9 protein-coding genes, 2 tRNA genes, 2 rRNA genes and 1 riboswitch are annotated in these 14,054 nt (G+C 52.6%); of the genes, 10 read left to right on the top strand and 3 right to left on the bottom strand.

All coding sequences use genetic code 11. The features are described 5' to 3' along the window. Window positions 1–54: 54 nt before the first annotated feature. A riboswitch (TPP riboswitch) is annotated at window positions 55–181 on the bottom strand. Between the two features lie 87 nt (window positions 182–268). Continuing rightward, entirely contained in the window at window positions 269–784 is a 516-nt protein-coding gene (locus tag O1V65_RS17300) for an Rsd/AlgQ family anti-sigma factor (RefSeq protein ID WP_017492750.1), read from the bottom strand. Window positions 785–890: 106 nt separating this feature from the next. On the opposite strand from O1V65_RS17300, the gene nudC reads away from it, so the two are divergent. The 6 genes from nudC (at window position 891) to O1V65_RS17270 (ending at window position 5,385) form a co-directional block, all read left to right on the top strand. Then, entirely contained in the window at window positions 891–1,667 is a 777-nt protein-coding gene (gene nudC, locus O1V65_RS17295; protein ID WP_269129900.1) for an NAD(+) diphosphatase, read from the top strand. A gap of 124 nt (window positions 1,668–1,791) precedes the next feature. Continuing rightward, entirely contained in the window at window positions 1,792–2,856 is a 1,065-nt protein-coding gene (gene hemE, locus O1V65_RS17290) for a uroporphyrinogen decarboxylase (RefSeq protein ID WP_017492748.1), read from the top strand. Window positions 2,857–2,871: 15 nt separating this feature from the next. Further along, window positions 2,872–3,552, top strand: a complete 681-nt coding sequence (gene nfi / locus O1V65_RS17285) for a deoxyribonuclease V (RefSeq protein WP_017492747.1) — start codon at window positions 2,872–2,874, stop codon at window positions 3,550–3,552. A gap of 70 nt (window positions 3,553–3,622) precedes the next feature. Then, window positions 3,623–4,213 carry a YjaG family protein gene (locus O1V65_RS17280; protein ID WP_017492746.1) on the top strand — a complete coding sequence of 197 codons (591 nt, stop codon included), beginning with the start codon at window positions 3,623–3,625 and terminating at the stop codon, window positions 4,211–4,213. A 191-nt stretch (window positions 4,214–4,404) separates the two neighbouring features. Next, window positions 4,405–4,677, top strand: coding sequence for a nucleoid-associated protein HU-alpha (gene hupA, locus O1V65_RS17275; RefSeq protein WP_009639126.1), 273 nt, complete (start codon window positions 4,405–4,407; stop codon window positions 4,675–4,677). Between the two features lie 66 nt (window positions 4,678–4,743). Then, a complete protein-coding gene (locus O1V65_RS17270) occupies window positions 4,744–5,385 on the top strand; it encodes a DUF1481 domain-containing protein (protein ID WP_026110652.1) in 642 nt (213 codons plus the stop codon). A gap of 66 nt (window positions 5,386–5,451) precedes the next feature. Here the strand turns inward: O1V65_RS17270 and purD are convergent, their stop codons facing one another. Together purD and purH are read right to left on the bottom strand one after the other, a co-directional pair. Further along, window positions 5,452–6,741: a phosphoribosylamine--glycine ligase gene (purD, locus tag O1V65_RS17265; RefSeq protein WP_017492744.1), complete on the bottom strand. Its 1,290-nt coding sequence runs from the start codon at window positions 6,739–6,741 to the stop codon at window positions 5,452–5,454. A 14-nt stretch (window positions 6,742–6,755) separates the two neighbouring features. Then, window positions 6,756–8,345 (bottom strand): bifunctional phosphoribosylaminoimidazolecarboxamide formyltransferase/IMP cyclohydrolase, encoded by a 1,590-nt coding sequence (gene purH, locus O1V65_RS17260; protein ID WP_017492743.1) that lies wholly within the window; start codon window positions 8,343–8,345, stop codon window positions 6,756–6,758. 660 nt (window positions 8,346–9,005) lie between these two features. Between purH and O1V65_RS17255 the strand changes: the two genes are divergently transcribed. The 4 genes from O1V65_RS17255 (at window position 9,006) to O1V65_RS17240 (ending at window position 14,039) form a co-directional block, all read left to right on the top strand. Next, a 16S ribosomal RNA gene (locus tag O1V65_RS17255) occupies window positions 9,006–10,547 on the top strand. A 72-nt stretch (window positions 10,548–10,619) separates the two neighbouring features. Continuing rightward, a tRNA-Ile gene (locus O1V65_RS17250) sits at window positions 10,620–10,696 on the top strand. A gap of 133 nt (window positions 10,697–10,829) precedes the next feature. Further along, window positions 10,830–10,905: transfer RNA gene (locus tag O1V65_RS17245), tRNA-Ala, on the top strand. A 228-nt stretch (window positions 10,906–11,133) separates the two neighbouring features. Further along, window positions 11,134–14,039, top strand: a 23S ribosomal RNA gene (locus O1V65_RS17240). Together the 16S and 23S rRNA genes with 2 tRNA genes alongside form the textbook arrangement of a ribosomal RNA operon. Window positions 14,040–14,054 lie beyond the last annotated feature (15 nt).

The raw sequence follows: 14,054 nt of genomic DNA, 5'->3' as shown, positions 1-14,054 counted from the left end.
TGATTCTTGCGGCGTGGTAATTCCTGAATCAGGAAGCAGCGCAAAGTCCAAACGCAATAAATTACTCTTGTTCCCTTCGCGGGTACTAACCCGATCAGGTTCCGCGGATCCCGAATTAACGGTCTCAGCCTGGCAAATCTCAGTATAGAGAGGTCTGCGCTAGGCACTCCGACAAGAATTGGCCTGCACTTTCAGGCCGTTTAAGAAACCTCAATATACGAGGCTGATTATAAAACACAACCCTTTGCAGGGTTTTTAGGCAAAACTGTTAAGCCGGTCGAACAATCGCTGCATCGTTTGCAACAGTTGGCAAAGCCGCGATTTTATTGTCGAAGGCTAGCGTAATAAGTTGATCTTCAAGATCAAAACGGGCGTCCAACGCTTCGCCGATATCCGATAATGCGTAGTTAAATTCGAAAACGTTATCATCGTTGAAATCGGTTTCAGTATAACTGTCATGGAATGCCATGATAGCCTCGGTATTGGCCTCTAGGGCAGGATAGATTTTTGCCGCTGCCACAAAAAGAGTCTCTTGGGTGCCATCGGCTTCTTCAACTATCCTGTGATAAAGATGGAAATGTCCTGCTGAAAGATAGTCCACCAGATTCTGGCAGAAGTTGTCGAATGCTTTCTCATTCAGCGGCGTGTGTTTCTCTTTATTAGGTTTTAGGCCCACGAGAGTGCAGTAAGAAACCAAAAGTTCTTTGCGTGCGTGCAGCCATTGATCGATTAACTCATTGCTGCCACCAACGCGTTGGGTCAATCTTTCCAGACGATTTAGCATGGTTGACTCCGTGAGTAAGGTAAAAAAATGTCCAAAGGTTAAAGATTACTTATATGTAACTTTGCTTCCCAGATTGTCAGTGTCCTCGAGGTTATGCAACAACAATATGGAAATCCAAATCACAGAACAGCAGCGTGGCTGGTGGGTAGTCAGCCTTGAAGGTAAATTGTGGCTTCCAGAAGGATCCTTACCTAACGGATCCGCAAAGGATTTTTCCTTTACAGGAGATATTGGGCGACAGATCGGAGAATGGCAGGGCGAGCCGGTCTGGTTGATCCGCAAGTCGATGAAAGACGGCATGCAGTCGGCGCGGCAGCTATTGGATAGCGATCGCGGACTGTTCCAACTGGTAGGCCGTGGCGTTCAGCTGTCGGAGTTCTATCGGTCCCACAAGTTTTGCGGCTACTGCGGCCATGAAATGCACGTCAGTAAAACTGAATGGGCCGCGCTGTGTAGTCACTGCAAAGAGCGCTATTACCCGCAGATAGCCCCGTGCATGATAGTGGCTATTCGCCGTGGCAACGAGATCCTGCTTGCCCAGCACGTGCGTCATCGCGGCGGTGTACACACCGTGTTGGCCGGTTTTGCCGAAGTCGGCGAGACGCTTGAAGAGACCGTGGCGCGTGAAGTGATGGAAGAGAGCAATATTCGCGTCAAAAACATTCGCTACGTGAGCTCGCAGCCGTGGCCGTTCCCAAATTCTTTAATGATGGCATTTATGGCCGATTACGACAGCGGTGAAATACGTCATGATCCCAAAGAGCTGCTCAATGCGGGTTGGTATCGCCATGATGCCCTGCCGCTGTTGCCTGCAGTCGGGACTATCGCACGTCGCCTGATTGAAGATACTGTGGTTCTGTGCCGCGCAGAGGAAGAATCTTAGGCCCGACGTGCTACAATGTCCGCCTTATTTTTAGGCACCTGGCTCTTATTACGTAGAGTCGGTTGCCCACCCGGGTTCGCTGTACCCAAGAAGATCAGCAGAATATTTAAGGATCTTGCCAAGAATGAACGAGTTAAAAAACGATCGCTACCTGCGCGCACTGTTACGCCAGCCAGTAGATATCACGCCGGTGTGGATGATGCGTCAGGCTGGCCGCTATTTGCCAGAATATAAAGCGACACGTGCACAGGCGGGTGACTTCATGTCGCTGTGTAAAAATGCCGAACTGGCCTGTGAGGTCACTCTGCAGCCTTTGCGCCGCTATCCGCTGGATGCGGCGATCCTGTTCTCTGATATTCTGACCATTCCGGACGCTATGGGCCTTGGCCTGTATTTTGAAGCGGGTGAGGGGCCACGTTTCTCTTCTCCTCTGACCTGTCACGCCGACGTTGCCAAGCTGCCTATTCCCGATCCCGAGCAGGAGTTGGGCTACGTGATGAACGCGGTGCGCACCATTCGTAAAAACCTTAAGGGCGAAGTGCCGCTGATTGGCTTCTCTGGCAGCCCGTGGACGCTGGCAACCTATATGGTTGAAGGCGGCAGCAGCAAGGCGTTTACCAAGATCAAGAAGATGATGTATGCCGAGCCAGCTACCCTGCATCTGCTGCTTGATAAGCTGGCCGACAGCGTCATTCTGTATCTGAATGCGCAGATCAAAGCCGGTGCACAGTCTGTGATGGTGTTTGACTCCTGGGGCGGCGTGCTGACAGGTCGTGACTACATTGAGTTCTCCCTCAACTATATGCACAAGATTGTTGATGGCCTGATCCGTGAAAACGACGGTCGTCGTGTGCCGGTAACGCTATTCACCAAGGGTGGCGGTCAGTGGCTTGAAGCCATTGCGGCGACCGGCTGTGACGCGCTGGGTCTCGACTGGACCACTGACATCGGCGAAGCTCGCCGTCGCGTGGGTGATAAAGTCGCGCTGCAGGGCAACATGGACCCGTCTATGCTTTATGCGTCTCCTGCTCGCATCGAACAGGAGGTCGCAACTATCTTGTCCAGCTACGGTCACGGCAACGGCCACGTCTTTAACCTGGGCCACGGCATCCATCAGGACGTTCCGCCTGAGAATGCAGGCGCCTTCGTTGAGGCCGTCCACAGCCTGTCGCGTCAATACCACGACTAATAAGCAAGGGATCGCATGATAGATACCGGCGCAATGCGCGAAGAACAGCTGATTAAGGCACAACACATCGTGCTCGAAGACCCTGCTTCGCCACTGTGCCCGGTTTATATTGCTGGTGCCGACATCGGGTTCGAGCAGGGCGGTGAGATTACCCGCGCCGCCGTGGCGGTGCTGCGGTATCCCTCGCTGGAGCTGGTGGAATACCAGATAGCCCGCATTCCTACGCAAATTCCCTATATCCCCGGTTTTCTTTCATTCCGTGAATGCCCGGCGCTCATCGAAGTCTGGCAGCGGCTGCAACACCGCCCGGACCTGCTGATGGTTGACGGTCAGGGCATTGCGCATCCCAGACGTTTAGGGGTCGCCAGCCATTTCGGTCTGATGATTGATGTGCCTACCATCGGCGTGGCGAAAAGCCGTCTTTGCGGGCATTTTTTGCCGTTAGCTGAAGCGGCAGGCTCGACGCAGGCCCTGTGGGACAAAGATGAGCAGCTTGGATGGGTATGGCGCAGTAAGCTTCGCTGCAATCCACTGTTCATTTCTCCGGGTAACGGTATCAGCCTGGCGTCATCGTTATATTGGGTTGAACAATGCACCCGAGGATATCGTCTTCCAGAGCCCACTCGCTGGGCAGATGCGGTGGCATCAAATCGGCCTGCTTTTCAGCGCTGGCAGCGTCTGAGCGGCATGGTTTAAGAATCAAGGCATAGGAGGCGGTCAGGTTTTCAGGTAAACTCCCGCCCAGAAAAGTTAACGAGAAAAAAACATGTTACGTAACCCGATTCATTTACGTCTAGAAAAGCTGGAAAGCTGGCAACATCTGACGTTTATGGCAAGCCTTTGCGAGCGTATGTACCCTAACTATCAGACGTTTTGCCTGCAAACCGGCTTTGGTGAGCCCCAGATTTATCGCAAAATTCTGGATCTGGTGTGGGAAACGCTTGTAATTAAAGATGCAAAGGTTAACTTTGACTCGCAGCTTGAGAAGCTGGAGGAGGCTATCCCTTCTTCAGACGATTACGATATTTACGGCGTTTATCCGGCTATTGATGCCTGTATCGCGTTAGGTGAGCTTATTCACTCGCGTTTGAGCGGTGAAACATTAGTTCACGCTATCGCAATCAGCGAAACATCCATCCGCACCGTTGCCATGCTCGAGATGACTCTGGCTGGCAAAGAAATGACCGATGAAGAGCTGAAAGTGATACCGGCTGTTGAAGAAGAATGGGACATCCAATGGGAGATTTTCCGCCTGTTGGCTGACTGTGAAGAACGTGACATCGAATTGATAAAAGGGTTACGTTCTGACCTGCGTGAAGCCGCTGTGAGTAACATTGGGATAAATTTAACGCAATAAGGCAAGAAAACGTGATTTAACGCCTTATTTGTCGTATCTCAAGGCTTCACATCCGTACCCTGTCTGGTCTACATTTGGGGTGCGTAATAAAAAGTGGCTATCGGTGCGTGTATGCAGGAGGGTGCTGTCAATCGGCATATCCGTCGCACTCGATGCTTTGCAAACGATAAACACACTGTAAAGGATAACTTATGAACAAGACTCAACTGATTGATGTAATTGCTGACAAGGCTGATCTTTCTAAAACTCAAGCTAAACTGGCTCTTGAATCTACTCTGTCTGCAATTACCGAGTCTCTGAAAGAGGGTGAAGCAGTACAATTGGTTGGTTTCGGGACTTTTAAAGTCAATCAACGTAACGAGCGCACGGGTCGTAACCCGCAGACAGGCAAAGAAATCAAAATCGCTGCTGCTACCGTTCCTGCGTTCGTTTCAGGCAAAGCTTTGAAAGAAGCTGTTAAGTAATTGCTTGCAGTGAAAAGAATAAACGAGGGGCCACGCTGGTCCCTTTCGTTTATCACCACCGGACTGATGGCCGTCACATTGGCCTTCAGTCTGGTCGGATGCAGTTCCCACCAGGATACCCCTCTTTTTAGCGCCAGTGGCTACATAGCCGATCAGGGCATTAACCGACTGTGGCGTGAGGACGACAGTGAACATCGTCCACAAACCCTCATCAACGTTTACAGTCCCTATTACGGTAAAGACACCGTGATAACCCGCTATGAATACGTCGACGGTGAGTTGCATCTGATTAAAGAAAGCCATGCCGCCGCCAAAGACCTCGGCGTGACGCTGCGTTTCGATCAGGAAGGTAACGTCAGCTTTATGCAACGACAGCTGGCCGACGCCAAAGAAAAACTCTCGGCGGACGATATCGAGCGCTACAAATATCAGGCAGACAAGGTCCTGAATTTGAGTAAGACGCTGCGCGCCGGGAACGTACAGCTAGTGCAGGGACGTTGGCGACAGGGCGTGATTACCACCTGCGCAGGTGAGCCCGTGACGCTTAGCCTGAATATTCGCTCGCAGGTCTGGCTAGCGAAGCGCGCCGCCAAGGCCGACGACAAGCTGGGACTTGCCTGGCTGACCGCCCCGGAGGGCAATGAACTGCTGCTGGTGGCAAACGAAGATTTCTGTCTCTGGGAACCGAAACAGGGCCAGTTAAACTAGCCTTCGGCGGTTTCCAGACAGTAAAAAGCCCGCATTGCGCGGGCTTTTTCTATTATAGAGCCGGGATTACTGACCCTGCTCGCGGGCAATCGCACGATAGCCGATGTCTTTACGGCAGAAGCTGCCTTCCCACTTGATGTCCTGCGCCAGCTGATACGCACGTTTCTGAGCGTCTGCCACCGTTTTTCCTAACGCCGTCACGCAGAGTACGCGGCCGCCGTTGGTCACAACGCGTTCGTCATGCAGGCGGGTACCGGCGTGGAACACTTTGCCATCCGGTGCTTCTTCCAGCGGCAAGCCAAGGATCACTTCGCCGTTGGTGTAATCGCCCGGGTAACCGCCCGCTGCCAGTACCACACCCAGAGAAGGGCGCGGGTCCCATTCGGAGGTCACTTCGTTCAGACGACCTTCCGCACCGGCCAGGCACAGCTCAACCAGGTCAGAGCGCAGGCGCAGCATAATAGGCTGAGTTTCAGGGTCGCCAAAGCGGCAGTTGAACTCGATAACCTTCGGCTGACCGTCGGCGGAGATCATCAAACCGGCATACAGGAAACCGGTGTAGACGTTGCCTTCAGACGCCATGCCACGCACGGTTGGCCAAATAACCTGGTCCATTACGCGCTGGTGGATTTCATCGGTGACGACCGGTGCGGGTGAATAGGCACCCATACCGCCGGTGTTAGGACCGGTATCTGCATCGCCAACGCGCTTGTGGTCCTGGCTGGTCGCCATCGGCACCACGTTTTCACCGTCAACCATCACGATGAAGCTCGCCTCTTCGCCATCGAGGAACTCTTCGATAACGATGCGGTGACCGGCGTCGCCAAAGGCGTTGCCTGCCAGCATGTCGTGAACCGCAGCTTCAGCTTCTTCCAGCGTCATCGCCACGATAACGCCTTTACCTGCCGCCAGACCGTCGGCTTTGATAACTATCGGCGCGCCTTTGCTGCGCAGATAGGCGAGGGCCGGTTCAATTTCGGTAAAGTTCTGGTAGTCGGCGCTTGGGATAGCATGACGTGCCAGGAAATCCTTGGTAAACGCTTTAGAACCTTCGAGCTGTGCGGCTGCCTGAGTTGGGCCAAAGATTTTCAGGCCGGCAGCGCGAAACGCGTCAACCACGCCGATAACCAGCGGGGCTTCTGGTCCGACAATCGTCAGGCCAATATCGTGGCTTTGGGCAAACGCCAGCAGACCCGCAACGTCGGTCGCGGCGATGTTGACGTTTTCCAGCAAGGGTTCAAGCGCAGTCCCGGCGTTACCTGGGGCAACGTAGATTTTGTCTGCCAGAGGTGACTGGGACGCTTTCCATGCCAGCGCGTGTTCACGTCCGCCGTTACCGATAATTAAAATATTCATTCAGAACTCCAAAATTAGTGGCGGAAGTGACGCATACCGGTGAACACCATGGCGATGCCATGTTCGTTAGCGGCTTCAATCACTTCATTATCACGCATGGAACCGCCGGGTTGGATAACGCAGGTGATGCCAACCGCAGCGGCTGCATCGATACCGTCGCGGAACGGGAAGAACGCATCAGAGGCCATGACAGAACCGGCAACTTCCAGACCTTCGTCGGCAGCTTTGATCCCGGCGATTTTGGCAGAGTAAACGCGGCTCATCTGGCCTGCGCCGATACCGATGGTCATTTTATCGCGTGCATAAACGATAGCGTTAGATTTAACAAACTTCGCCACCTTCCAGCAGAACAAGGCATCTTTCAGCTCTTGCTCGCTCGGCTGACGGGTCGTGACGACGCGTAAGTCGGCTACGTCGACCATACCGAGATCGCGGTCCTGAACCAACAGGCCACCGTTAACGCGCTTGAAGTCCAGCGCTGTTTGACGTCCTTTCCATTCGCCGCAGACCAATACGCGAACGTTTTGTTTGGTCGCAGTCAGCGCCAGCGCTTCTTCGCTCACGGAAGGGGCGATGATCACTTCAACGAACTGACGGCTGATGATGGCCTTAGCAGTCGTCGCATCCAGCTCGCGGTTGAAGGCGATGATGCCGCCGAAAGCCGAGGTCGGGTCAGTCTTGTAGGCACGCTCGTAGGCTTCGAGAACGTTGCCACCCACGGCAACGCCGCAAGGGTTCGCGTGCTTGACGATAACGCAGGCTGGTTCATCGAACTCTTTAACACATTCCAGTGCCGCATCGGTATCGGCAATGTTGTTATAAGAGAGGGCTTTGCCCTGCAGCTGTGTAGAGGTTGCTACCGATGCCTCACAAACCCCTTCTTCTATATAGAATGCGGCCTGCTGGTGGCTGTTCTCGCCGTAACGCATATCCTGCTTCTTGATGTAGCTCAGATTAAGGGTACGTGGGAACTGGCCAGAAGGAGACTCGGTGTCGCCGTGGTATGCAGGGACCATGGTACCGAAGTAGTTGGCAATCATGCCGTCGTAGGCAGCGGTGTGTTCGAAGGCTTTGATAGCCAGGTTGAAACGGGTGGCCAGCAGGAGTGAACCTTCGTTGGCATCCATCTCTTCAATAATAGAGGTGTAGTCGCTGCTCTTAACCACGATAGCAACGTCGTTGTGGTTCTTGGCCGCAGAGCGAACCATGGTCGGGCCGCCGATATCGATGTTTTCAACGGCGTCTTCCAGTGAGCAGTCCGGACGAGACACGGTAGCTGCAAACGGATACAGGTTAACGACAACCATATCGATCGGCGCGATAGCGTGCTGACCCATGATCTCGTCATCTTTACCGCGACGACCCAGGATGCCACCGTGCACTTTCGGGTGCAGAGTTTTAACACGTCCATCCATCATTTCCGGGAAGCCGGTGTAGTCAGAGACTTCTGTCACTGGCAAACCCGCGTCGGCCAGCAGGCGGGCTGTGCCACCAGTGGAAAGCAAATCCACTCCACGTTGAGAGAGGGCTTGGGCGAATTCTACGATACCGGCTTTGTCAGAAACACTGAGCAGTGCGCGGCGGATTGGACGACGTTGTTGCATGGTGGTTTATCCCTTGGCTTTGGAGTCGCAATAGAGAGCGTTACGTGAATTCAATGCTTGTTTCCCTCTATATATAGAAGAAAAACGCAGGATTGGATTCAGATAAGGTTCCACAGAAGCTGTAAGCATCATTATTGCAGATAGTGTCGGTTAATTCAGACGCGCGATATTGTAGCGAAAACGATTGCGCGATGCGCGTCAATTTTGAGTTTCGATGAACATTGTGGATAACTTTGTGTGTAAATCGGTATAAACCCCGCTTTTGCTGTGTATTGCAGCGAACGGTATTTTTTATTGAAATTAGGGGTTGCGGCTCCTCAGAAACTCCCTATAATGCCGCTCCATCGACAGGGAACAACGCAGCAGCAACGCGGTGTGAACGAGTCGGAAAGAATTAAAAATGATGATGACCGCGAAAATAAACGGTTGACATCAAATGAGGAAAGCGTAATATACGCCACCTCGAGTTAGCAAGCGAAAGCGCGTAACTCACTGCTCTTTAACAATTTATCAGACAATCTGTGTGGGCACTCACAAGACGATATCAGCCACCTCGGTGGCAAAAAATATCAAGTCTTAGAGTGACCAAGCAGTAATTCATTATGAATGATGTGAAGTAACTTTGAGCATCGCTGCACTTGTTGCAGCAAATCGAACTTTTAATTGAAGAGTTTGATCATGGCTCAGATTGAACGCTGGCGGCAGGCCTAACACATGCAAGTCGAGCGGTAGCACGGGAGAGCTTGCTCTCTGGGTGACGAGCGGCGGACGGGTGAGTAATGTCTGGGAAACTGCCTGATGGAGGGGGATAACTACTGGAAACGGTAGCTAATACCGCATGATGTCGCAAGACCAAAGTGGGGGACCTTCGGGCCTCACGCCATCGGATGTGCCCAGATGGGATTAGCTAGTAGGTGGGGTAATGGCTCACCTAGGCGACGATCCCTAGCTGGTCTGAGAGGATGACCAGCCACACTGGAACTGAGACACGGTCCAGACTCCTACGGGAGGCAGCAGTGGGGAATATTGCACAATGGGCGCAAGCCTGATGCAGCCATGCCGCGTGTGTGAAGAAGGCCTTAGGGTTGTAAAGCACTTTCAGCGAGGAGGAAGGCGTTGTAGTTAATAACTGCAGCGATTGACGTTACTCGCAGAAGAAGCACCGGCTAACTCCGTGCCAGCAGCCGCGGTAATACGGAGGGTGCAAGCGTTAATCGGAATTACTGGGCGTAAAGCGCACGCAGGCGGTTTGTTAAGTCAGATGTGAAATCCCCGAGCTTAACTTGGGAACTGCATTTGAAACTGGCAAGCTAGAGTCTTGTAGAGGGGGTAGAATTCCAGGTGTAGCGGTGAAATGCGTAGAGATCTGGAGGAATACCGGTGGCGAAGGCGGCCCCCTGGACAAAGACTGACGCTCAGGTGCGAAAGCGTGGGGAGCAAACAGGATTAGATACCCTGGTAGTCCACGCTGTAAACGATGTCGACTTGGAGGTTGTGCCCTTGAGGCGTGGCTTCCGGAGCTAACGCGTTAAGTCGACCGCCTGGGGAGTACGGCCGCAAGGTTAAAACTCAAATGAATTGACGGGGGCCCGCACAAGCGGTGGAGCATGTGGTTTAATTCGATGCAACGCGAAGAACCTTACCTACTCTTGACATCCAGAGAATTTGCTAGAGATAGCTTAGTGCCTTCGGGAACTCTGAGACAGGTGCTGCATGGCTGTCGTCAGCTCGTGTTGTGAAATGTTGGGTTAAGTCCCGCAACGAGCGCAACCCTTATCCTTTGTTGCCAGCACGTAATGGTGGGAACTCAAAGGAGACTGCCGGTGATAAACCGGAGGAAGGTGGGGATGACGTCAAGTCATCATGGCCCTTACGAGTAGGGCTACACACGTGCTACAATGGCGTATACAAAGAGAAGCGAACTCGCGAGAGCAAGCGGACCTCATAAAGTACGTCGTAGTCCGGATTGGAGTCTGCAACTCGACTCCATGAAGTCGGAATCGCTAGTAATCGTAGATCAGAATGCTACGGTGAATACGTTCCCGGGCCTTGTACACACCGCCCGTCACACCATGGGAGTGGGTTGCAAAAGAAGTAGGTAGCTTAACCTTCGGGAGGGCGCTTACCACTTTGTGATTCATGACTGGGGTGAAGTCGTAACAAGGTAACCGTAGGGGAACCTGCGGTTGGATCACCTCCTTACCTCAAGATACGCATTGTGCAGTGTCCACACAGATTGTCTGATGAAAAAGTAACGAGCAGAAATACCTTTATAGGCTTGTAGCTCAGGTGGTTAGAGCGCACCCCTGATAAGGGTGAGGTCGGTGGTTCAAGTCCACTCAGGCCTACCAATCCTTTCCTTCTCTGCGTTGTCGCCCCACTCGTTTGCACCAAGCAAACGTCGTGTGACTCCGCCTTGATAAGAAAAGCATTGGCTGACTCATCTGAACGATGAGTGATAAAGGTATCTGTTAGTGACTGTATGGGGCTATAGCTCAGCTGGGAGAGCGCCTGCCTTGCACGCAGGAGGTCAGCGGTTCGATCCCGCTTAGCTCCACCATATCCATACGGTTCACACCAATACTTCAGAGTATATTGGCGACAGTATACTGCGAAGTATTTTGCTCTTTAACAATCTGGAACAAGCTGAAAAATTGAAATGATACAGCTGAACATAACTCTCCGTAGAAGTATTGAGTTATGCGCACCTGTATTAGAGTCTCTCAAATAATCGCAGCCTCGAATGTTGTCACTCTTTACGAGTTTATAAGACACCTTCGGGTTGTGAGGTTAAGCGACTAAGCGTACACGGTGGATGCCTAGGCAGTCAGAGGCGATGAAGGGCGTGCTAATCTGCGAAAAGCGTCGGTAAGGTGATATGAACCGTTATACCCGACGATACCCGAATGGGGAAACCCAATGTGATACGTCACATTATCGCATGGTGAATACATAGCCATGCGAGGCGAACCGGGGGAACTGAAACATCTAAGTACCCCGAGGAAAAGAAATCAACCGAGATTCCCCCAGTAGCGGCGAGCGAACGGGGAACAGCCCAGAACCTGAATCAGTTTGTGTGTTAGTGGAAGCGTCTGGAAGGTCGCACGGTACAGGGTGATAGTCCCGTACACAAAAGCGCATGAATTGTGAGTTCGATGAGTAGGGCGGGACACGTGACATCCTGTCTGAATATGGGGGGACCATCCTCCAAGGCTAAATACTCCTGACTGACCGATAGTGAACCAGTACCGTGAGGGAAAGGCGAAAAGAACCCCGGCGAGGGGAGTGAAATAGAACCTGAAACCGTGTACGTACAAGCAGTGGGAGCCTACTTGTTAGGTGACTGCGTACCTTTTGTATAATGGGTCAGCGACTTATATTTTGTAGCAAGGTTAACCGTATAGGGGAGCCGTAGGGAAACCGAGTCTTAACTGGGCGTCAAGTTGCAAGGTATAGACCCGAAACCCGGTGATCTAGCCATGGGCAGGTTGAAGGTTGGGTAACACTAACTGGAGGACCGAACCGACTAATGTTGAAAAATTAGCGGATGACTTGTGGCTGGGGGTGAAAGGCCAATCAAACCGGGAGATAGCTGGTTCTCCCCGAAAGCTATTTAGGTAGCGCCTCGTGAATTCATCTTCGGGGGTAGAGCACTGTTTCGACTAGGGGGCCATCCCGGCTTACCAACTCGATGCAAACTCCGAATACCGAAGAATGTTATCACGGGAGACACACGGCGGGTGCTAACGTCCGTCGTGAAGAGGGAAACAACCCAGACCGCCAGCTAAGGTCCCAAAGTCATGGTTAAGTGGGAAACGATGTGGGAAGGCATAGACAGCCAGGATGTTGGCTTAGAAGCAGCCATCATTTAAAGAAAGCGTAATAGCTCACTGGTCGAGTCGGCCTGCGCGGAAGATGTAACGGGGCTAAACCATGCACCGAAGCTGCGGCAGCGACGCTTAGGCGTTGTTGGGTAGGGGAGCGTTCTGTAAGCCGTAGAAGGTGAACTGTGAGGTTTGCTGGAGGTATCAGAAGTGCGAATGCTGACATAAGTAACGATAATGCGGGTGAAAAACCCGCACGCCGGAAGACCAAGGGTTCCTGTCCAACGTTAATCGGGGCAGGGTGAGTCGACCCCTAAGGCGAGGCTGAAAAGCGTAGTCGATGGGAAACAGGTTAATATTCCTGTACTTGGTGTTACTGCGAAGGGGGGACGGAGAGGGCTAGGCTAGCCGGGCGACGGTTGTCCCGGTTTAAGCGTGTAGGGGTGTAGACCTGGTAAATCCGGTTTACTGTAACCCTGAGGCGTGATGACGAGTCACTACGGTGATGAAGTAGTTGATGCCGCACTTCCAGGAAAAGCCTCTAAGCATCAGGTAACATTAAATCGTACCCCAAACCGACACAGGTGGTCAGGTAGAGAATACTCAGGCGCTTGAGAGAACTCGGGTGAAGGAACTAGGCAAAATGGTGCCGTAACTTCGGGAGAAGGCACGCTGTCGCTAGGTGGAGGAACTTGCTTCCCGAGCCGAAGACAGTCGAAGATACCAGCTGGCTGCAACTGTTTAATAAAAACACAGCACTGTGCAAACACGAAAGTGGACGTATACGGTGTGACGCCTGCCCGGTGCCGGAAGGTTAATTGATGGGGTTATCCGCAAGGAGAAGCTCTTGATCGAAGCCCCGGTAAACGGCGGCCGTAACTATAACGGTCCTAAGGTAGCGAAATTCCTTGTCGGGTAAGTTCCGACCTGCACGAATGGCGTAATGATGGCCAGGCTGTCTCCACCCGAGACTCAGTGAAATTGAACTCGCTGTGAAGATGCAGTGTACCCGCGGCAAGACGGAAAGACCCCGTGAACCTTTACTATAGCTTGACACTGAACATTGAGCCTTGATGTGTAGGATAGGTGGGAGGCTTTGAAGCGTGGACGCCAGTCTGCGTGGAGCCAACCTTGAAATACCACCCTTTAATGTTTGATGTTCTAACTCGGCCCCATAATCTGGGGTGAGGACAGTGTCTGGTGGGTAGTTTGACTGGGGCGGTCTCCTCCTAAAGAGTAACGGAGGAGCACGAAGGTTAGCTAATCACGGTCGGACATCGTGAGGTTAGTGCAATGGCATAAGCTAGCTTGACTGCGAGAGTGACGGCTCGAGCAGGTACGAAAGTAGGTCATAGTGATCCGGTGGTTCTGAATGGAAGGGCCATCGCTCAACGGATAAAAGGTACTCCGGGGATAACAGGCTGATACCGCCCAAGAGTTCATATCGACGGCGGTGTTTGGCACCTCGATGTCGGCTCATCACATCCTGGGGCTGAAGTAGGTCCCAAGGGTACGGCTGTTCGCCGTTTAAAGTGGTACGCGAGCTGGGTTTAGAACGTCGTGAGACAGTTCGGTCCCTATCTGCCGTGGGCGTTGGAAGATTGAGAGGGGCTGCTCCTAGTACGAGAGGACCGGAGTGGACGCATCACTGGTGTTCGGGTTGTCATGCCAATGGCATTGCCCGGTAGCTAAATGCGGAAAAGATAAGCGCTGAAAGCATCTAAGCGCGAAACTTGCCTCAAGATGAGTCTTCCCTGGAGCTTCGAGCTCCCTGAAGGGACGTTTAAGACTAAGACGTTGATAGGCTGGGTGTGTAAGTGCAGCGATGCATTGAGCTAACCAGTACTAATGACCCGAGAGGCTTAACCTTACAACACCGAAGGTG

Origin of the sequence: Rouxiella badensis (assembly GCF_026967515.2) — a bacterium.
GTDB classification, from domain to species: domain Bacteria; phylum Pseudomonadota; class Gammaproteobacteria; order Enterobacterales; family Enterobacteriaceae; genus Rouxiella; species Rouxiella badensis.
Note: the sequence above shows the minus strand (reverse complement) of the source record. Positions and strands in the feature narration are given on the sequence as shown.